At 40.1% G+C, this 20,456-nt stretch carries 21 protein-coding genes; 9 read left to right on the forward strand and 12 right to left on the reverse strand.

Annotation, left to right across the window (positions count from 1 at the left end; all coding sequences use genetic code 11):
* The first annotated feature begins 20 nt into the window (after positions 1-20).
* The 5 genes from ACPUEN_RS02085 (at position 21) to ACPUEN_RS02105 (ending at position 5,456) form a co-directional block, all read left to right on the forward strand.
* Positions 21-2,684 (forward strand): PQQ-dependent sugar dehydrogenase, encoded by a 2,664-nt coding sequence (locus tag ACPUEN_RS02085; RefSeq protein ID WP_425638182.1) that lies wholly within the window; start codon positions 21-23, stop codon positions 2,682-2,684.
* A gap of 73 nt (positions 2,685-2,757) precedes the next feature.
* Positions 2,758-3,126, forward strand: a complete 369-nt coding sequence (locus ACPUEN_RS02090; RefSeq protein ID WP_425638183.1) for a hypothetical protein — start codon at positions 2,758-2,760, stop codon at positions 3,124-3,126.
* 121 nt (positions 3,127-3,247) lie between these two features.
* Positions 3,248-4,504: a DEAD/DEAH box helicase gene (locus tag ACPUEN_RS02095; protein ID WP_425638184.1), complete on the forward strand. Its 1,257-nt coding sequence runs from the start codon at positions 3,248-3,250 to the stop codon at positions 4,502-4,504.
* Between the two features lie 238 nt (positions 4,505-4,742).
* A complete protein-coding gene (locus tag ACPUEN_RS02100) occupies positions 4,743-5,162 on the forward strand; it encodes a VOC family protein (RefSeq protein ID WP_425638185.1) in 420 nt (139 codons plus the stop codon).
* 3 nt (positions 5,163-5,165) lie between these two features.
* Entirely contained in the window at positions 5,166-5,456 is a 291-nt protein-coding gene (locus ACPUEN_RS02105) for a GNAT family N-acetyltransferase (RefSeq protein ID WP_425638186.1), read from the forward strand.
* Between the two features lie 6 nt (positions 5,457-5,462).
* Here ACPUEN_RS02105 and ACPUEN_RS02110 read toward each other — a convergent pair whose 3' ends face one another.
* On the reverse strand, positions 5,463-5,723 hold the full coding sequence (locus tag ACPUEN_RS02110) for a hypothetical protein (RefSeq protein WP_425638187.1): 261 nt from the start codon (positions 5,721-5,723) through the stop codon (positions 5,463-5,465).
* A gap of 25 nt (positions 5,724-5,748) precedes the next feature.
* Here ACPUEN_RS02110 and ACPUEN_RS02115 point away from each other — a divergent pair, with 25 nt between their 5' ends.
* Together ACPUEN_RS02115 and ACPUEN_RS02120 are read left to right on the forward strand one after the other, a co-directional pair.
* A complete protein-coding gene (locus ACPUEN_RS02115; protein WP_425638188.1) occupies positions 5,749-6,156 on the forward strand; it encodes a GNAT family N-acetyltransferase in 408 nt (135 codons plus the stop codon).
* A 628-nt stretch (positions 6,157-6,784) separates the two neighbouring features.
* On the forward strand, positions 6,785-7,918 hold the full coding sequence (locus tag ACPUEN_RS02120) for a serine hydrolase domain-containing protein (RefSeq protein WP_425638189.1): 1,134 nt from the start codon (positions 6,785-6,787) through the stop codon (positions 7,916-7,918).
* A gap of 7 nt (positions 7,919-7,925) precedes the next feature.
* Here ACPUEN_RS02120 and ACPUEN_RS02125 read toward each other — a convergent pair whose 3' ends face one another.
* From ACPUEN_RS02125 to ACPUEN_RS02135, 3 genes are all read right to left on the reverse strand, one after another.
* Positions 7,926-8,318 (reverse strand): response regulator, encoded by a 393-nt coding sequence (locus ACPUEN_RS02125; RefSeq protein WP_425638190.1) that lies wholly within the window; start codon positions 8,316-8,318, stop codon positions 7,926-7,928.
* A 174-nt stretch (positions 8,319-8,492) separates the two neighbouring features.
* The gene (gene groL / locus ACPUEN_RS02130; RefSeq protein ID WP_111613493.1) at positions 8,493-10,121 is read right to left on the reverse strand and encodes a chaperonin GroEL; all 1,629 of its coding nucleotides are present in this window, start codon (positions 10,119-10,121) and stop codon (positions 8,493-8,495) included.
* Between the two features lie 38 nt (positions 10,122-10,159).
* The gene (locus ACPUEN_RS02135) at positions 10,160-10,438 is read right to left on the reverse strand and encodes a co-chaperone GroES (RefSeq protein ID WP_111613494.1); all 279 of its coding nucleotides are present in this window, start codon (positions 10,436-10,438) and stop codon (positions 10,160-10,162) included.
* 214 nt (positions 10,439-10,652) lie between these two features.
* Between ACPUEN_RS02135 and ACPUEN_RS02140 the strand changes: the two genes are divergently transcribed.
* Positions 10,653-11,363, forward strand: coding sequence for a hypothetical protein (locus ACPUEN_RS02140; RefSeq protein WP_425638191.1), 711 nt, complete (start codon positions 10,653-10,655; stop codon positions 11,361-11,363).
* Positions 11,364-11,425: 62 nt separating this feature from the next.
* On the opposite strand, the gene secG is transcribed toward ACPUEN_RS02140, so the two are convergent.
* The 8 genes from secG to ACPUEN_RS02180 all read right to left on the reverse strand — a co-directional run bounded on the left by secG (position 11,426) and on the right by ACPUEN_RS02180 (position 19,780).
* The gene (gene secG, locus ACPUEN_RS02145; RefSeq protein ID WP_111613495.1) at positions 11,426-11,791 is read right to left on the reverse strand and encodes a preprotein translocase subunit SecG; all 366 of its coding nucleotides are present in this window, start codon (positions 11,789-11,791) and stop codon (positions 11,426-11,428) included.
* Between the two features lie 12 nt (positions 11,792-11,803).
* Positions 11,804-13,126 (reverse strand): hypothetical protein, encoded by a 1,323-nt coding sequence (locus ACPUEN_RS02150; protein ID WP_425638192.1) that lies wholly within the window; start codon positions 13,124-13,126, stop codon positions 11,804-11,806.
* Positions 13,127-13,222: 96 nt separating this feature from the next.
* Positions 13,223-13,762 (reverse strand): LPS assembly lipoprotein LptE, encoded by a 540-nt coding sequence (gene lptE / locus ACPUEN_RS02155; RefSeq protein ID WP_111613496.1) that lies wholly within the window; start codon positions 13,760-13,762, stop codon positions 13,223-13,225.
* The gene (locus ACPUEN_RS02160; protein WP_425638193.1) at positions 13,746-15,035 is read right to left on the reverse strand and encodes a sigma-54 interaction domain-containing protein; all 1,290 of its coding nucleotides are present in this window, start codon (positions 15,033-15,035) and stop codon (positions 13,746-13,748) included. Before ACPUEN_RS02160 ends, lptE begins: the two co-directional genes overlap by 17 nt.
* Positions 15,032-16,510, reverse strand: a complete 1,479-nt coding sequence (gene miaB, locus ACPUEN_RS02165; protein ID WP_425638194.1) for a tRNA (N6-isopentenyl adenosine(37)-C2)-methylthiotransferase MiaB — start codon at positions 16,508-16,510, stop codon at positions 15,032-15,034. The genes ACPUEN_RS02160 and miaB overlap by 4 nt, the downstream gene beginning before the upstream one ends.
* A 146-nt stretch (positions 16,511-16,656) precedes the next feature.
* The gene (gene dinB, locus ACPUEN_RS02170; protein WP_425638195.1) at positions 16,657-17,772 is read right to left on the reverse strand and encodes a DNA polymerase IV; all 1,116 of its coding nucleotides are present in this window, start codon (positions 17,770-17,772) and stop codon (positions 16,657-16,659) included.
* On the reverse strand, positions 17,750-18,997 hold the full coding sequence (locus tag ACPUEN_RS02175; RefSeq protein WP_425638196.1) for an anthranilate synthase component I family protein: 1,248 nt from the start codon (positions 18,995-18,997) through the stop codon (positions 17,750-17,752). Before ACPUEN_RS02175 ends, dinB begins: the two co-directional genes overlap by 23 nt.
* 60 nt (positions 18,998-19,057) lie before the next feature.
* Positions 19,058-19,780 (reverse strand): YceI family protein, encoded by a 723-nt coding sequence (locus ACPUEN_RS02180; protein WP_425638197.1) that lies wholly within the window; start codon positions 19,778-19,780, stop codon positions 19,058-19,060.
* A 132-nt stretch (positions 19,781-19,912) separates the two neighbouring features.
* On the opposite strand from ACPUEN_RS02180, the gene ACPUEN_RS02185 reads away from it, so the two are divergent.
* On the forward strand, positions 19,913-20,425 hold the full coding sequence (locus ACPUEN_RS02185; protein ID WP_425638198.1) for a gamma carbonic anhydrase family protein: 513 nt from the start codon (positions 19,913-19,915) through the stop codon (positions 20,423-20,425).
* Positions 20,426-20,456 lie beyond the last annotated feature (31 nt).

Consider the following 20,456-nt stretch of genomic DNA (forward strand, 5'->3'; position numbering starts at 1 on the left):
ATAATGCCTGAATAAGCCCTATGAGAAAATACCTGATTCTGTTTGCAGTGTGTAGTTTGAGTTTTTGGAGTTGTGATAAAAAGCAAGAAGATCCATTTGCAACCGTAAAACCTGATGAATCGAGGTTTACTAAAATCCCATTGGCCGGCAATTTCAATGAACCAATGGAAATTGAAGTGCTGGACAATGGTGATGTGCTGATCATAGAGCGTCATGGCTTGCTTAAATTTTATCAAGAAGAATCTGGAGAAACAACTATAGTAGGTGAGCTGGATGTATTCCCAGAGCGGGAAGATGGCTTGATGGGGATGGCAAAGGATCCGAATTTTGAGGAGAACAATTGGTTGTATCTCTATTATGCTCCCGCAAATGAAGCTGCACTAAATAGAATTTCTCGATTTGATTTTGTGGACAATAAGCTGGATTTGGCTTCAGAAGTGAAAATTCTGGATGTAGAAATTTTCAGAGGTTGCTGCCATTCTGGAGGAGGATTGGAATTTGATTCAGAAGGAAATCTTTACTTAGGCATAGGAGATGATTCTACGCCTTTTGAATCAAGTAATTTTAATCCAATCGATGAGCGTCAAGATAAACCAAAGAATGTTGATGCGCAGCGTAGTTCAGGAAATACCAATGATTTACGTGGTGCGATTCTTCGAATCAAACCTAATCCAGAAGGAGGATATTCTATTCCAGAGGGTAATTTATTTCCTGTGGGAACCCCAATAACACGTCCTGAAATCTATGTGAAAGGAAACAGGAATCCATTTAGATTTTCTATCGATTCTCGAAACGGCAATTTATTTTGGGGAGAAGTGGGGCCTGATGGTGCTGAGGATAAGGAAGGCCGGGGACCTAGAGGCTACGATGAAATTAATGTGGCCACAGGTCCTGGCTACTACGGCTGGCCGTATTTTGTAGGAAATAATTATGCCTATTGGAAGTATGATTTTGCTACTGGAGAAAGCTTGTACCAGTTTGATCCTAAAGCTCCAAAAAACACATCTCCCAATAATACCGGGATGGAAATCCTTCCAGAAGCACATCCAGCTCTGATTTACTACCCCTATGCCGAGTCCGAAGAATTCCCTATGCTTGGTCAGGGTGGAAGAAATGCAATGGCTGGTCAGGTTTACTACCGGGAGGATTACGAAGCTTCAGAAGTTAGATTTCCTGGATATTACAATGAAAAGCTTTTCATCTATGATTGGATGAGAAACTGGATTTTCACGGTCAGTCTGACGGAGAATTTCGAATACGATACCATGGAGCGCTTCATGCCGGAAACTCACTTTGAGAAGCCGATGGACATGCAGTTTGCAAAAGATGGTTCCTTATATGTGTTGGAATATGGTACTTTTTGGAGAGCTAACAACGATGATTCAGGTTTGTACAGAATTGTTTTTTCCGAAGGCAATAGAAAGCCAAGTGTGAAAATCTCCGCAGATCAGACTCAAGGCGCAACTCCTTTGGCAGTGAATTTTTCATCAGCTGGAACTCAAGATCCAGATACTGATGATAAGATCACCTATCAGTGGGAATTCGGGGAAAATGGGCCAACATCCACTGAAGAGAACCCATCATATACTTTCGAATCAGCTGGTGTTTATAAAGTGACTTTGACAGCGACTGATCAACAAGGGGAGGCTGCAACATCCTTTTTAGAGATAAAAGTTGGTAATGAAGCACCTGTAGTTTCCATTGATTGGAAAGGAAATCGGAGTTTCTATTTTGGAAAGGAAACAATCAATTATGAGGTAACTGCCACAGATAAGGAAGATGGGGATATTGAACCATCTAAAATAAATGTGTCCGTCGACTATTTGGAAAGCGGATACGATATCATTGAAATGGGGCATCAGGAAGAGGTGCTGAGCATCGGTGAAACTTACATCAATGAAGCGGGCTGCAAGGCTTGCCATGGCATCAGCAATGAATCTGTGGGACCTGATTATACTTCAGTTTCGGAGAAATATAAAAATGATCCAAATGCAAAAGCCTATCTGATCAAAAAGGTCAGAAATGGAGGCGCAGGCGTATGGGGTGATCAAGTTATGCCAGGACATTCCCATTTGGATGAGAATAAAGTGGCTCAAATGGTTGATTTCGTTTTAGGGATTGCCAATCCAAACGCAGTTTCAGGACTGCCAGCTTCTGGCACATATGAGATTGAAAATACGGAAGATCCAGAAGGCTTTTATTTGGTTCAGGCTTCATACGAAGATCAAGGTGCAAATGGAATACCTGCAATCAAGTCGACTAAGCAGCTGAAATTGAGGAATACATCTGTTTCTGCTTACAGCGCTGATGGTTTGGAAGGAGCGGCTAGGGCTAATCCTGAAGATGAGTACTACGTGCAATTCACTGAATCCGGATCTTGGTTGCTGTTTAGAGCTATTGATTTGAGCGAGATCAACAAAATCACACTTTCCATTATGCCCGGAAATACCGTTGGTAAAATTCAGGTTCGGGCGGGCTCACCTGAGGGTGAAATTTTGGCAGAATCCGATATTCTGACCAAAGATTCCCGGCCGAAGACAGGACCGAAAGTTGGGTGGTTTGAAGTTCCGTTTACTGTTCCAAGTACAGATTATTATGGGGATCTGTATTTAGTTTATGTGACGGAAAGTCCAATTACGATCTGGAGTACTTTCAATCTGAATACGATAAAGTTTCATAGATAAGAAATTATTACCGATTAGTTTGAAGTATTATATTTCAAACTAATCGGTTAAATTAGATTAAACTTTTTAGCGTATGGCAATCGAGAAAAAATACTGTTTGAACTGTAATGCGGTGATTCAAGGCAGAATCGATAAGAAATTCTGTGATGACCAGTGTAGAAATGCATATAACAATCAGCAAAATGCGCATACCACCAATTACATCCGAAGAGTCAACCACAGCCTTAAGAAAAACAGAAATATTTTGGAAGGAATCATTCCTGCAGGAGAGGAGATGGGCAAAACAACCCGCGCGCGACTGCTGAGTGATGGCTTTCAATTTAGGTATTTTACGCATCTATACGAAACCAAGAAAGGGAACGTCTATCATTATTGCTATGATTTTGGCTATTTGGAACTGGAAGGTGATTGGTTTTTGGTGGTGAAAGGAAAGGAAGTTTAGTGCCAAGCAAGGAATAGAATACTTAGCTCAGTAGAATTGGGTACTTTTGTGTGTGTCCGAAAAACAACAAAATTCCACCGCCCAATATCTCAAAAGCCTTTCGATTGATAGTCTCAACGAAATGCAAACCGAGTTTATCTCCAGAGCTGCCAAAAACCCTCACCTCGTACTTTTATCACCGACTGGCTCGGGTAAGACTGTCGCATTTTTGATTCCTCTTCTCAATTCTCTGAAAGAAAATGTAAGAGAAGTGCAGGCCTTGATAATTGTGCCTTCCCGGGAATTGGCAATTCAGATCGAACAGGTTTTCAAAGGAATGAAAACTCCTTTCCGTGTGAGTACCGTTTATGGCGGACATTCTTCCAAATTGGAATCCAACAGTTTAGGAGAATCACCAGACGTGATTATTGGTACTCCCGGAAGATTGGCTGACCATATAGAACGAGGTTCTTTCGATCCGAAAAATATCCAAACAGTAGTTTTAGATGAATTTGATAAATCACTGCAAATGGGCTTTCATGAGCAGTTGAAAGTGATATTCGGAGCATTGAATGGACAACAAAGACATTTGCTAACCTCTGCGACGATCCTGAAAAGATTACCTGATTTTCTTCCTTTTATAGATCATCGGACAGTGAATTTCCTGAAAGATGTGGTGGAGTCCAAACTTGAGCTGAAGATCGTACACAGTTCCAGCAAGGAAAAAGGAGAAACGCTAATGAGATTGGTGGCTGAATTTCAGGATGAGTCCTGCATTGTTTTTTGCAATCACCGGGATGCGGTGGATCGATTGAGCACTTTATTGAATGACTACAATTATTTCCACTCTGTTCTTCATGGTGGCTTGGAGCAGATTGATCGGGAGAAGAATTTGATCAGATTCCGAAGCAAAGTCACGAATCTGCTAATCGCGACGGATCTTGCTTCCAGAGGTCTTGATATCCCGGAGATCAAGCATGTGGTACATTACCAATTGCCACCGAAGGAAGATGCTTTTATCCATAGAAATGGTCGGACTGCCAGAATGCATGCGGATGGGTTGTCTTATCTGATCTTGGCAAATGATGAAGCTAGGCCGGATTACATAGAAGAATTTATCAAAGAATACAAAGTAGGAGAAAAGCTTGTTCCGCCGGTTCCACAAGAATGGACTTGTCTCTATGTAAGTGCTGGAAAAAAGGATAAGGTCAGCAAAGGAGATATAGTAGGAATGCTCACTAAAAAAGGGGGACTGAGCAGTTCTGAGATCGGTTTGATTACCATCATGGACTTTGCTTCCTATGTGGCTGTCAAAAGTAATTTGGTACAAAAACTGATGCCGAAGCTGAAGAATGAGCGAGTGAAAAAGGTGAAGGTGAAGATTGAAGAAGCGAATTAGACTACAGTGGTCAGTCGCAGTGATCAGTTTTCTGGATAAATACTTATACATATTTAATTTTGAGTGTCTGTTGATGCGACTCCCCGTTTCCTAAAGGGGGTAGGGGGATTTTAAATAGAAGTTGGGAGTGACTCATCGCCTTACTAAAGAGAGCTTTTTCCTTTTTGAAAATAAACTTAGAGCGTAAGTGGTTTCATTTTTTCCTTATCTTAATACCTCACAAAAATGATGTATTCGGATGAAAAAACGAGTAACAGGAATAGGCGGAATATTTTTCAAGGTTAAAGATCCGGCAAAAACCAAAGATTGGTACCAAACTCACCTGGGCCTCAATACCGATGCGTATGGAACCACATTTAAGTGGAGACAGTTTGAGAATTCGAATAAAAAAGGCTTTACGCAATGGTCACCAATGAAGGATGATACGCAGTATTTCAAGCCTTCGGAAAAGGAGTTTATGGTCAATTATCGAGTGGAAAACTTGGTAGACTTGGTTCAAGAGCTAAAAGCTGAGGGAGTGACTATTTTGGATGAAATCGATGATACAGAATACGGGAAGTTTGTACATATTCTTGACCCTGATGGACACAGTATTGAGCTATGGGAACCGATAGATGAGGTGTATGATGAAATGACTTCAGGCAACACAACAAGTTAAATTATGAGTGAAATAAAAATTGAACATGAACATGATGGAAGAAGAGGTTCTTTTTTCATTCAAGAAGGAGCGAAGCGCTTTGCAGAAATGGTCTACGTTATGGCCGGTGCGAAAAAGATGATCATCGAACATACCGAAGTAGATGATAGCTTACAAGGACAGGGAGTAGGTCTGAAACTTTTAAAGGATTTGGTGGATTATGTGCGGAAAGAAGATATCAAAGTCATTCCACTGTGTCCATTCGCAAAGGCGATGTTTAAGAAAAAGGAAGAGTTGCAAGATGTGCTTAACTGAGGCCCATTAGAAAAATACTGTCCAGAATATCCACAATAGCGTCAGTATCACCATAATCGCGAAAAAGTAGCCATTTTTGGAGCCAGATGAATATCGGCTCATTCTGTACTTGATGCTGTCATCTATGCTTTTCAAATCAGCTTTTTCCATGTTTTGTTCACGGTATATCCCATCGGCTCTTTCAGCTTTGGGTCGGATCTTCGCAAGATTTCTATTGTCTTTTGAAGATTTATTTGCTGAAGAAATAAAGCCTGCTCCTCTTGACATTGTTAACTAATTATATCTCAAAATAATGGTTTCTTTTGAAATAGAAAAGAACTTGTCTCTTGCGGAATTTATATATGTTCTGGATGAATCTGGCTTGGGCCTCAGAAGACCTATGCATGATCAGAATCATTTAGAACGCATGCTGGTCAATTCTAATTTGGTGATTGTGGCAAGAGAGGAGGGGCAAGTGGTAGGAGTTCTTCGTGCATTAACTGATTTTTCATACAGAACCTTTATTGCAGATTTGGCAGTTATTTCGACTCGGCAAAAGGAAGGAATAGGGAAAGGTATGCTGAAGTTTGCAAGGAACTTAGCGCCAGACGCCAGATTGATTCTTTTTTCTGCAGAAAATGCAACCAGTTTTTATAGAAAAATCGGTTTTCAGCTACATGAGCATTGCTATCAGTTGAAAGCAGAAGAGAATTTTAAATAGTTGGTTCTACCCTGAATTTAATGGAAAAGTAAGTTGGGTTTTAAACTAATTTCTTTAGTAGAGAGTATAGGCTCTGATTATCATTGCTACTTATTTCTTTCGGAGACTTAACATTTTTCTAACACATTCCCCCTTTCTCTATAGGTTTTCTTTGTCACTTTTTGGCGGCCAAAAAGTAACCAAAAAGCCCTGAGCCTCGGTCTTTTCTTTCCGCTGTGTGGTGTAGTGCTACTTTATACTGAGCAAACAGCGGAATTTTGTACTGCATTTCACACCTAAAAATGACTCCCTGCCCAAACCTGGCCCAAGTCTAAAAATGCCTAAGGGGCATTTTCTTTACGACTTGTCCTCTCGTACCTCGGGAGCTAAGTCATTTTCTTCACGGTGTTCAATTCAGTACAAAACCGAAAATCCCGAAAGGCTCACCCATCCGGATGCTAGCCTCCAGAAACCATCTTCACCAGCTAATCAGTTATCGATTCCATTAAATTCGTGGTAGTACCAAATAGTTTAAAGTCATTTTAAATCGCTTACTTTTGAACAGAATAGTTTGCTTTATTACTCACTGAATCTCTATGAGGATTAAACCTACCCTCTATTCTTTTATCTAATCTGTAATGATATCTAAATGAAGCTTTTTAAGAACCTGATTAAGAAAGTAGTGATAAAGAATTTTAGAGAAATAACTATCCTTGGCTATTTGATATTTTTGATTGCTTCCTGCGCCGAAGCTCAAAAACCATCGTCAAATACATCTAATCTTTATTTTCCTCCCAACGAATCCTCGATTTGGGATAAACAACCTGTAGCAGAATTAGACTGGGATGGAGTTAAGCTTGCGGAGTTTTTAGCTTGGTTACCAACACAGGATACTAGGGCTTTTATCATTCTAAAAGATGGAAAAATTGTGATTGAGGAATATTGGGGCGATAAACTTACTGGTGTTGGGAGAATGGATCAAAACTCCTATTGGTATTGGGCTTCAGCCGGAAAAACACTTACTGCTACCTTAGTAGGGATTGCAGAAAGTAAAAGATTACTAAAGACGAGTGACCGAACCCAGAAATATCTTGGTGAGGGCTGGACATCACTAACCAACAGTCAGGAGCGTGATATTCGACTGATTCACCAGCTTACGATGACGACAGGACTGGATGATGGTGTTGCCAATCAGGATAACACTAGTCCTTCCTCGCTGCTTTTTTTGGCAGAAGCCGGAGAAAGATGGGCCTATCATAATGCTCCATATACTTTATTAGAACAGGTAGTTGAAAATGCATCAGGTCAAAGCTTTCAAAATTTCTTCAATGAGAATTTAGGAGGAAAGATAGGTATGAAAGGATTTTGGCAAAAAACCGGTGAGAACAATGTGTTCTACAGCGATGCTAGAACTTTTGCGAGATTTGGGCTTTTATTACTTGCCAATGGAAATTGGAATGGAAATGAGATTTGGTCTGGGGACTTTTTCAGTGAACTTTCGCAATCCTCTCAAACCCTCAATCGAAGCTATGGTTACCTAACTTGGCTAAACGGCAAGAGCTCTTATATGATACCGCGATCGCAGACGATTTTTCCAGGGATGTTAGTTCCTACTGCACCTGCTGATATGTATCAGGCTATGGGTAAAAATGGCCAGTTTTTAATGGTAGTTCCTTCAGAAGGTTTGGTTATTGTAAGAATGGGGGGCTCTGGAGATAATGCCCTAGTTCCTTTTCTATTGATCAGAGATATCTGGGATAGGCTAAAGCCAGTCATTGACTAATTAGTAGTTATTCTTGCTCGTATTTTTCCATCTGAGTTTTGATTTTCTCAAGGGTCAAAGGTTTTTCTAAAAAACCAGAAACTATTTTGTAGCCTTGGGCCTTAAATCGGTCTTGATAATCGATAGAGCTAGATAGGATAACTATTTTATCGCATCTATTGGCGAATGTTTCTTGGTATTTATTAAGGAATTCCCATCCATTCAAAACGGGCATATTTATATCTAAAAAAATAAGCAGTGATTCGCTAGAGTCGATGTCATTGAGTTTGTTAAGGGCTTCCTCCCCCTCTAGAAATTCTATTATGTTCTCAGCGATACCAACTTTTCCGAGTAACCTTTTATTGATGAGGTTATTTATTGGGTCGTCATCCACTAGAAAAATGGTGTCAAATTGGATCATTTATAGAGTTAAGGAAGAAAAAGGGATTTTTGACTAAGCCAAAATACGATTAAAACTCATCCAAGAAAAAGGTTTAAGTGCCTTTTTTAATTTAATTCTATTTATCAACTGCTACTCAGGCAATAAAAAAGGAGGTTCTCAGGAACCTCCTTTTAAAGTATGGTGAAGCGTTGATTACATCATGCCGCCCATTCCTCCGCCGCCCATTGGAGGCATTGCAGGAGATTCTTCTTTCATATCTGCTACTACACACTCAGTAGTCAATAGAAGTGCTGCAATAGATGCTGCATTCTCAAGAGCTAGACGAGTAACTTTAGTAGGATCGATTACACCAGCTTTGAATAAGTCTTCGTAAACGTCAGTTCTAGCGTTGTAACCATAGTTACCTTTGTTTTCTCTGATCTTATTGATCACTACAGAAGGCTCACCACCAGCATTGGAAACGATAGTTCTCAATGGAGATTCGATTGCCTGTCTGATGATGTTGATACCTGTATCTTCATCTTCGTTAAGGCCTTTCAAGTTGTTCAGTGCTTCGGCAGCTCTTACAAGAGCTACACCACCACCTACAACAACACCTTCTTGAACAGCCGCTCTAGTTGCATGAAGTGCATCATCTACACGGTCTTTCTTCTCTTTCATTTCTACTTCAGTAGCAGCACCGATGTAAAGGATAGCTACGCCACCAGAAAGTTTAGCAAGTCTTTCCTGCAATTTCTCTCTGTCGTAGTCAGAAGTAGTTTTGTCAATCTGTGCTTTGATCTCAGCGATTCTGCCTTTGATAGCAGCTGCATCACCTGCACCATTCACAAGAGTAGTATTATCCTTGTCAATGTTGATTTTTTCCGCTCTACCAAGCATGTCGATAGTTGCGTTCTCAAGTTTGAAACCTCTTTCTTCAGAGATAACTGTTCCGCCAGTAAGGATAGCGATGTCTTCCAACATTGCTTTTCTTCTGTCACCGAAACCTGGAGCTTTAACAGCAGCCACTTTCAAAGCACCTCTGATTTTGTTCACTACAAGAGTAGCAAGTGCTTCTCCATCTACATCTTCAGAGATGATTACAAGGCCTTTACCTGACTGAGCTACTGGCTCAAGTACTGGAAGCAATTCTTTCATCGAAGAGATCTTCTTGTCGTAGATCAAGATGTAAGGCTGCTCCAATTCAACTTCCATTTTCTCCGTGTTAGTCACGAAGTAAGGAGAAAGGTAACCTCTGTCAAACTGCATACCTTCTACAGTCTTCACTTCAGTTTCAGTACCTTTTGCTTCTTCTACAGTGATTACACCGTCTTTACCTACTTTATCCATTGCGTTAGAAATCATTGTTCCGATTTCCTCGTCATTGTTAGCAGATACAGTCGCTACCTGAGCGATTTCTTTGGAAGTAGAGATTTGCTTAGAATCAGCTTGAAGTTGCTTAACAACAGCAGAAACTGCTTTGTCAATACCTCTTTTAAGATCCATTGGGTTAGCTCCGGCAGCTACGTTTTTGATACCTACGCCGAAAATAGATTGAGCTAGTACAGTCGCAGTAGTAGTACCATCACCTGCGTTGTCAGCAGTTTTAGAAGCTACTTCTTTTACCAACTGAGCACCCATGTTTTCGATTGGCTCAGCCAATTCGATTTCTTTAGCTACAGACACACCATCTTTGGTGATTGTAGGTGCACCGAATTTTTTGTCAATAATTACATTACGACCTTTTGGTCCCAATGTCACTTTTACTGCGTCTGCAAGTGCATCAACGCCTTTCTTCAGCTGATCTCTTGCACTTGTGTTGAAAAATAATTGCTTAGACATATTGTTACTATTTTGAGTTAACGATTAAGGATGATTTATTAAAGTATTGCAAAGATGTCAGACTCTCTCATGATAAGATAGTCACTGCCTTCTACGCTTAGCTCAGTACCGGAATATTTACCGTACAATACTGTGTCGCCAACTTTAACAGTTAAAGGCTCATCTTTTTTGCCATTTCCTACTGCTACTACAGTACCTTTTTGTGGTTTTTCCTTAGCGGTATCTGGGATGTAAAGACCAGAAGCTGTTTTCTCTTCAGCTGCAGCAGGTTGTACCAAAACTCTGTCTGCAAGAGGTTTGATGTTTACTTTTGACATAATATAAATTCGTTTAAGGTTAGATTAAAATGTACTTGCCTATTAGCACTTCCTGTGCCAAGCAAGTATTCTTGCTAAAGGCTGACAAATCGGCTGTAAATGCGCTTGAAAATATGGCAAGTGCCTGTTTTTTATGGCAGGTGTGACTGCCATTTTTGCTCTTATCGTTTCAAAATTGTCAGAAATTCGTAATTTATATCCAAACCTATTTCCTATGACATCACTACCTAAAAACTGGATTACAGAAGGCCTGATAGATTTTGAGTATAAAAAGTACCAATTGCTGGCCTATTTGCAGGAAACCAACAAGCATTTTAATGCCATGAAGCTTTATCCGGTTCTTGCAGAATTGATTGACCATTACCGTGATTTGAATGAATTGAAATCAGGTAAGAAAGAACTCACAAGCCTTTTTCCAAAGACTTTAGATTCTATCGACTTTCAAAATGGAAAGTTGAATTATCAATCAAAGGTCAACGAGGACGGAATCATGAAGGAACTATCGATGATCACTGAATTTGCTTTACCCAAGATCACTTCTAAGATAGAGGAAGGGAAAACTATCTATGATTTTGTAGAAGGCCAACTAGAGTTTGAGCCAGTAGGTATCGTTCCAATCTATAATCAGGAAGGATATATTTTAATGTCTCGAGACAAAAAGCAGGATATTCATGCCTTTCGGTATAAATCTAGTTTACTGCATTTTGCTGGTGAAAAATTCCGAAGTATCAGTATGTGGCTTGTGGGTGTTTTTCAGCGAAGTTTGGTAAATACGCTGGAAAAAATAAAAATGGAATTGGTGCGGGAAATTAAGGAGTTGCCAAATCCTGCTACTTGGAGAATTCACAGCCAAAAAGAATTTCCCATCGAAGAGACGTTGGTTCCTATCAGCAAGCGACTATTGCTGAAGTCTGTTACTGTATAGGCAATAAACAAGAAAAGTCTGCTCTTGGAGGAGCAGACTTTAATTTCTATAAACGTTCTTTCTTAGTTTCCTGAAGTAGTATCAGGTTCAGTAGTTGTCTCTTCAGTTGCTGCTGGAAGAAGGCTTTCGTCTTGTCCAAAAGAAGGAGCTACTACTTGCTGCTTCGCATTCTCAATGTTAGGAGAAGAGAACTGGTTGGACTGTGATCCTGTGTAAAATGCCGAGGAAGCCAAAGACAATACTAGGATAGATACAGCCAATACCCAGGTTGCCTTTTCAAGTACATTTCCGGTACGGGTTACACCCATGATTTGCGAAGCACTGCCACCGAATGCTGCACCTACTCCGCCTTTAGAATTCTGCCCTAGGATCACCAAAATTAGCAATACGGCCAAAATCAGAATAATTGTAATTAATAAAGTAAACATATAATATGGGTGTTAATCTTTCAGTTTTTCAATCAAGTCCGCAAAGTAAGCCCTTTTATCCGGAAACTTCAATACCAACTTCTCATAAATTTCCTTGGCCAATTGCTTCTTACCCTGATTTGCAAGAATCTTTGCATAAGATTCTGAAATCATATTGTCATTTATCTGAGTGCTAGCTGCAGCTAAGTTCTCTGTATTCTGATTCGCTTCTATCTCCTTTATAGTGGCGAGTTTGATAGATTTTTTGCTGAAAGCTTTGATCAGGTCAATTTGCTCCTTTTTCTTCTCATCGAGGATCTCCTTTTTATCCTTCTTCTTGATCATTTCGATCAAATCATCCTTAGGAGGTTTTCTTCTTCTTGGCTTTGGTTTTGGGGGCTCAGGCTTAGTCTCTAGCTCAGCTATTTCTGCTTTTTCTGGTTCTGTTTCTTCTTGTTTAACTCTAGGTATAGGAGGAGCTACTTTTGGAGTATTTTGCTTTTTTTCGGTCTTTTCTACTAACGTTTTTAGCCAAGTTCTATTTGGGCTAGTGATCGCTGCATACCCTATAGACAGAGATTTCTCTATCCCACTTTTTTCAAATTCATAACGGGCGGTAAGGACATGTGGAATCTGAAAGTAGGGGAAATTTTCCTGCACCTTTTGCAACTGAAGAATATCGCCGCGATCTAAGGAATCTGGTTTTTGGATTATTTCTAAAAATTGGGCTGCATTCACTTGAATAGTTCTTTTGGATTGAATATTGGGAAAATAAGCACTTGAGTCAGGCGATGTGAAGATATCTTGAATGATTGTAAAAATCTCATCTAACAACTTTTTTTCCATATCGAGAAAAGTAGTCGTAGTTGGATCATAATCCTTGAAAAACGTGAAGGCACTTATCAGCGTTTCTTCCTCGTTTGCCGCGTTGGTATATTCTACATCAATGACAATTGTTAACCGCATTGTTGCTGCACTAAGATTAAACTTAATCGCCGCACCGCCAAATGCTAAGTTTTGATTTTTCTCTCTAGCCTCGATCTCCTTGATCGATTCTAATTTAATTTCTTTTTTACTTATGCCTTTTATATGATCTAGTGATTTTCTGCCACGATCTGTTTTTGAGTTTAGATCCTCTACTTGATCTTTTTCACCTAAATCATTTTTCACTGGAGAGACTATGCCCTCTTTCTTCTCGATTAGATTTTTAAGCCAAATTCTATCTGGGCTGGTGATCGCTGCGTATCCTCGAGAAAGCGAATGTTCAGCACCATTAATCTTAAATTCATAGCGGGCAGTAAGTATATGTGGAATTTGAAAGTAAGGGAAGTTTTCCTTTACCTTTTCTAATTTCACCACCTCACTACTTTCTAACGAATCTTTTTTATGGATTATTTCTAAAAATTGGGCTGCGTTCAACTGGATATCTCTTATAGTCTGAATATAAGAAAATTACCAGTTTGCGACTGTCGCGGTAAAGATATCCTGAATGATGTTTGTAAATATTTCATCTACCAACTCATTTTCTACATCCAGGAAGGTAGTCGTCCGTGGATCATAATCTTGGAAAAAGGTGAAGCCTCTTTTTAGATTTTCCTCTTCATTTGTTGTATTAATATACTCTACTTCCACTACGATAGTCAACCGCATGGTACCCGCACGGTCAGGGCGATTGGGGTCATTACTTGATACAGCGGCCTGTGGAGTAGTAGTGTAGCGGGAAATTGCTCCCATAAACTGCAAGTTTCCATTTGATCTTACGAGTTCAAGCTGGGTGTTTCGCTGGTAATATTCCTTAAGAGCTTCGGTGAAACGCTGCTCAATATTCGCAGGTCCTCCTCCAGAATCGTTGAAGAAATTTTCGACAGTAAAAGTCTTTACTAGGTCATAATCTATATTCGTACCCGTGAAGCTATAGCTAACAGAGCAACTCTGGAATAGCAAAAGGGCTAATCCGCAGATTAGGACATTGAGTTTATTGATCGATTTCATACTGCTTGATCTTTCTGTAAAGTGTGCGCTCGGAGATTCCCAGATCGCTTGCTGCGTATTTTCTCTTATTATTGTGCTTGCGCAAAGCTCTTAGAATCATCTCTTTCTCCTTCTTCTCCAATGATAGAGAATTATCATCTTCCTCATGAATGATGTCTTCGATTGCGTCATCTTCATAATCTTCATTAGATGAAGAGTTGGATTTTTGTGAATCGATCACTAATGGAACATAGCTAGGATTGGATTCGGTGCTTTCAGGAGTGCCAAATCCGCTATCCATATCCTCGAAAAGACTTTGATGCTTTTGAATGATAGCTTGGTTTAATCCTCCGTTTTTATAAGAATCCAGCACTAATTTTTTCAACTCATTCATATCCTTTTTCATGTCAAAGAGTACCTTATACAACAAGTCTCTTTCAGAGAAATCTGAAGAATCATTGTTTTTTGACATGTTAGGAAGCGTCATTGGTAGACGAGAATTGTCAGACGGTAGATATCTTGCCAAGGTTTCGGCATCGACATCTCGTTCGCTTTCCAAAAGAGATATTTGCTCAGCAATATTTTTCAATTGACGGATATTTCCCGGAAATGAATAACGCATCAACGCAGCCTGGGCTTCATGATCCAATGAAATCGGGCGAACGTGGTATTTCTCGGAAAAATCCGAAGTGAATTTTCTGAAAAGCAACACCACATCTTCTCCACGCTCCCTCAATGGTGGGACAAAAATCGGAACCGTATTCAGCCTGTAGTAAAGATCCTCTCTGAATTTACCTTTTTCTACAGCATTGAGAAGTTTCACATTAGTGGCAGTGATTACTCGTACATTGGTTTTAAGAACTTTGGAAGAACCCACTTTTATGAATTCTCCATTTTCCAGCACGCGCAGCAATCTTGCTTGAGTTCCCAAAGGCATTTCACCAATCTCATCGAGGAAAATAGAGCCACCATCAGTCACTTCAAAATAACCTTTTCTGGCTTCGTGCGCACCAGTAAAAGAGCCTTTTTCATGACCAAAAAGTTCTGAATCAATTGTTCCTTCTGGAATAGCACCACAGTTGATGGCTATAAATTTGCCATGCTTACGAAGGCTTAGAGAGTGAATAATCTTCGAAAAACTTTCCTTACCACTGCCACTTTCACCGTTGATCAACACCGTCATGTCAGTAGGTGCTGCTTGCATGGCTACTTGGATGGCGTGATTTAACAGTGGGCTATTACCAATGATCCCGAAGCGTTGTTTGACGCTTTGTACTTCCGGATTTGTAATCATTTTAGTTTAGGGTTTATTTCAATTACCTCACCAAAAAGCGTTGCAGGTGTGCAATCGGTAATTTTCACGGTTAAGTAATCGCCCTTAGAATAATTTCCAGCTGGTACGATTACTACCTTATTTGCCGAGTTTCTTCCTTTGAATTCATCGGCTGATTTTTTAGATGCGCCTTCCACAAGGATGACTTGCTCCTTGCCCAAATCCAATTTATTTCGCTCAAAAGAAGATGCACTTTGTTTTTTGATGACTTCAGATAAACGTCTCTTTTTTACTTCCATTGGAATATCATCGACATATTTCTTTGCTGCCAAAGTGCCTGGTCTTTCCGAATAAAAGAACATATAAGAAAAGTCGAATTTCACGATATCCATCAAAGAAAGTGTGTCTTGATGTTCCTCTTCCGTCTCACTGCAAAATCCAGTGATCATATCGGATGAAATACCGCATTCTTCTCCCAAGATCTCTCTGATTTTGGAAACCCGCTCCAAATACCATTCACGATCATAGGTTCTATTCATCATTTCCAACACGCGTGAATTGCCACTTTGAGCCGGTAGATGGATATATTTGCAGATGTTGTCGTACTTCTTCATCGTGTACAAGACTTCATCTGTAATGTCTTTTGGATGCGAAGTCGAGAAGCGTATTCTCAGAGATGGATCTACCAATGCTACCATTTCCAGCAAATTGGCGAAATTGACTACTGCGCTTACTTCTTCCTCTTTTTTGTTCAGTCTAGCCTTATTGTTTTCCTCAGGCGACCACTTATAGCTATCTACATTTTGGCCGAGCAAGGTCACTTCCTTGTACCCTTTGGTGAAAAGATCTTTTGCCTCTGCGACAATGGAATGTGGATCACGACTTCTTTCTCTTCCACGGGTAAATGGTACTACACAAAAAGAGCACATATTATCACAGCCACGCATAATCGAAATGAATGCTGTTATGCCGTTTGAATTCAGTCGAACAGGGGAGATGTCAGCATAGGTTTCCTCACGGGAAAGAAAGGTGTTTACAGCTTTTTGTCCATCTTCTGCTGTGGAAAGTAGATTAGGCAGGTCGCGGTAGGCATCTGGGCCTACGACGATATCTACGATTTTTTCTTCTTCAAGTAGCTTTTCTTTGAGGCGTTCTGCCATGCAACCTAAAACTCCAATGGTCAGTGAAGGCTTCGCTTTTTTGGCTCTCTGGAAGTCTGTAAGGCGTTTTCTGACAGTTTGCTCAGCCTTTTCACGGATGGAGCAGGTGTTCAGGAAAATAGCATCTGCCTGATAAAAATCAGAAGTGGTATCGTATCCACCTTCTTTCATGATGGAAGCCACTACTTCTGAATCTGCGAAATTCATCGCGCAACCGTAGCTCTCAATGTATAGTTTTCGGGTTTTTCCTGTATTCTCATCTACAGTGGTCTTGAAGTCGCATGCTTGTGCTTCTTCCCCTGAGATGATATCAATGTCTGCAATCAAATTAGTCATGTACTTCTTCTTTCCTTCTTTCGGTTGGCAAAATTACGAAAATGCGGACAAAATGGCAGAAAGTCTGATTCTTTTATTTTGTTAAATCATGGATTGATAGTAGCTCGGCTATTTAGCTTGTTTGAAGGTCTAAACTGAATGTAAGCTTATACTTCAAAGGGAATCTTCAGCTGCTCCCCAAAATGCTGGTGTTCTTCGATGATGTTTAGATTGGAAATCCCTAGGCCGAGTAAGCGAATAGAATTAACGAAAGGCTCTTGAGCCAATAATTCTTGGGCTATTTCCCAAAGTTGGAAGTCATCAGGATATTGCTCTTGAGTCTTGCTTCGCGTTTGTTGTGTGAAATCAGAGTATTTTATTTTCAGCGTAACAGTTCTGCCTTTAATTCCGGATTTTTTGATTCGTCTGGCTAGCTCATCATAGATTTTCTTTAGCTCGCCTAGAAGCTCTTCGTTATTCAGAAGATCCTTGGCAAAGGTATTTTCAGCACTGAGGGATTTACGGATTCTATGTGGTTGTACTTCAGAAAGATGAATCCCTCTGACAATATTGAAATAGTGTATGCCCGATTTGCCAAACTTCTTAGTGAGGTACTGTAAGGAAAATTGTTTGAGATCTTTGCCATTATGGATTCCCAGTCTCCCCATTTTTTCAGCTGTTACTTTTCCTATTCCAAAGAATTTTTTGATAGGTAATTTTTCTAAAAAGGCCTCAGCTTCTTCAGGAAGAATGACTGCCTGACCATTTGGTTTGTTCAGGTCAGATGCGATTTTTGCAAGAAACTTATTATAGGAAACTCCCGCAGAAGCATTCAATCCTGTGCGCTCTTTGATCTTTTGCCTGATTTGTTTGGCTATCAAAATGGCCGATTTTAAGCCCTTCTTATTTTCTGTCACATCCATAAATGCTTCATCTAAAGAAAGAGGCTCAACTAGATCAGTGTATTCATAAAAAACCTCTCTGATCTGATTGGAAATCTCTCGGTATCGATCAAATCTCGCAGGTGCAAAAATAAGCTGTGGGCATTTTCGAGCGGCTAAAACCGAGGGCATAGCGGAATAGACACCATATTTCCGGGCTTCATAACTTGCCGCAGCGATTACACCTCTAGCTGCATTTCCTCCGACTACCAATGCTTTGCCTCTCCACTCTGGATGATCCAACTGTTCTACTGAAGCATAGAATGCATCCATGTCCACATGGATTATCTTCCTGATCGGATTCGGAAATATATCTTTTTCATTTTCCACTGAGTACTTCAAGTATTGCCTTTGCTTTTAGAATGCACTCATCATATTCCTGGGCTGCATCTGCGTCGAAAGTGATGGCACTTCCAACTCCAAAGTAGAGTTTTTTCAAATCCATATCTGCGATTATACTTCGAATGATTACAGAGAAATCAAAATCTCCGTTTTCTTCGATCACGCCAAAAGTCCCAGAAAACCATCCTCGTTTAAAACTTTCCAGCTCTTCGACTATTTCCATTGTCCGGATTTTGGGTGCGCCAGTCATACTTCCCATAGGAAACGATGCTTGGATGATATCTGAAAAAGTCACCTCATCCTTTAATTCAGAAGAAATGGTACTGATCATCTGAAAAACTTTGGGGAAAGGATATATGCCAAAAAGTTCTGTTACGTTCACAGAACCTGTTTTGGAGACCATGGAAAGATCATTTCTCATCAAGTCAGTGATCATCAAGTTCTCGGCTTGTTCCTTTTCGCTATTGGCTAGAGTTTCCTTATTAAGCAAATCCTCAGCTGCGGATTCACCTCTTTTGATGGTCCCTTTGATGGGTTGAGCTATGATTTTATTTCCTGTCCTTTTCAGGTATCGCTCTGGGGAAGCTGACACTAGCCAATTGGATTTTGCTTTGAATAAAGCCGAAAAAGGCATGGAAGAAAGCTCATTCAACTTGAAGTAAGCCGATACCGGGTCCCAAGTTTCAAAATCTCCTGAGTACGCTTGGCAAAAGTTGCTCTCATAGGTATTCCCTTCAATAATATGGTCCTTGATAGTCTTGACAGTGAAGAGATATTGCTCCCGAGTGATTTGAGGAACTACCGAACAGCTAGTAGTAGACTGAGTTGGTAGGGGTGTTTCTTTTATTGCCTTCCAGAATTCCTCAGTCAATTCAACAGCTGAAATTATTTTTTCTCCTAATAACTCCAATGAAAAGGAGGGCGTAAAAAAGCAAACTTCGGGAAGATCGAAAAAAGCTGGATTTTCACTTTCTAGCTTTTCTAATCTGTTTTTGAAGTCATACCCAATGATCCCGACTTTTTTAACACCTGTTTCACTCCAGATTTCTTTCTCGGTTAATTGCCTATTTCCAGCATAAAATTTGGTTGCAAAGGGATTTTCTGGATATATATGGTTATTTCCATTAGTATATGCAAAAAAGTCAAAATGAAAATCAGCCCATCGGCAAAGCTTTTCAATCCACAAAGGATTTGGAATAGGGTAAACGTAGGAGTTGTGTTTCATTGATAGCACAAAAAAAGAGGAATCCTGTTAGAATTCCTCTTTCAAATGAGTTTGTTGTAATTAATTGGCTTTCACGTCCAAAATTACTCCTACAGTATTGTAGATAAATTTGTCTTTTGCTTTGTCTGCTACGCTAGATTCGTCTTGGTAAGAAAGTCCCCATTCCGTTCTGTCGATATTGAAGCCAGCTTTTGCTGTTACTGTACCGTCATTTAAGTTTACTGTTGCAGGAAACTTGATGTTTTTAGTTGTTCCTCTCATCGTAAGGTTGCCACTGATCCAGTGAGTAGGTGTCTCTGTATTCAATTCTGTTGCAGCAACTGGGGTGTTTTCAGTTTCATATTGCTCTTCGTCAGCGACTACGTCATCAGCTGAGAATGGCTCAACAGATGTGATTTCGAAAGTTGCTGTTGGATGGTTTGCAGCATCAAAGAAGTCATCAGATTGTAAATGACCAGTCAGCTTTCCGTGCATTTCAGATCCTTCTTCCAAATCATGTACTTCTAAAGCAGTAATGTCGAATGTAATTTTTCCTCCAGTAATACTTCCTCCGTCGACTGCTACGGTACCATCCATTACAGGAATGATTCCTGTGTGTTGTCCAGTTGGCTTGTAGCCTTTCCAAGAAATTGCGGTAGCTGAATTGTCAATTGATAAGGTCTGGCCTTCAGTAGCTGCAACTTCTTTTGCGTCAGTGGTTTCTACAGTTTCTCCAGATTGCCCGCATGCAAATGTCAGCATTGCAGCTGCTAGAATAAAGCCTGTTTGTTTGATAGTTTTCATTGGTGTAAGTTTTTTCAAAATTATGTGTATATACATGCAAACTCAAAATTTGCTAAAAAGTTCATTACACAAAAGAAAAAGTGAAACTTTGCATTAGATTTTTTGAAATACGATAATCTGAAGTAGGTAAATATGGCATTACAATTAGAAGTAAATGGGAAAACTCCTTCTTTCGGAGACGGGTGTTGGTTAGCTCCAAACGCTACTGTAGTAGGAGATGTACAGATGGGAGCTAATTGTACAGTCTGGTTTAACGCAGTGATTAGGGGCGATGTCCATGAAATCCGAATAGGGAATGACACTAATATTCAAGATGGTGCTGTGATTCATTGTACTTATAAAAAGGCAGGAACTTACATTGGTAACCAAGTCTCTATTGCTCACAATGCAGTGGTTCATGGCTGTACGATTCATGACCGGGTATTGATTGGTATGGGGGCGATCGTGATGGATGGAGCAGTTGTTAATTCTGGAGCGGTAATCGCTGCCGGTGCAGTGGTATTAGCCAACACCATTGTGGAAGCAAATTCAATTTATGCAGGCATGCCTGCAAAAAAGGTAAAAGAAACTGGTCCTGAAATGGAGGATGTTATCTCACGGACAGCAAAAAACTATCCCATGTACGCAAGTTGGTTTAAAACCTAGAATGAGAATTCACCGAGGGAAATTGACTAAA

Source organism: Algoriphagus yeomjeoni (assembly GCF_049821175.1).
GTDB classification, from domain to species: Bacteria; Bacteroidota; Bacteroidia; order Cytophagales; family Cyclobacteriaceae; genus Algoriphagus; species Algoriphagus yeomjeoni_A.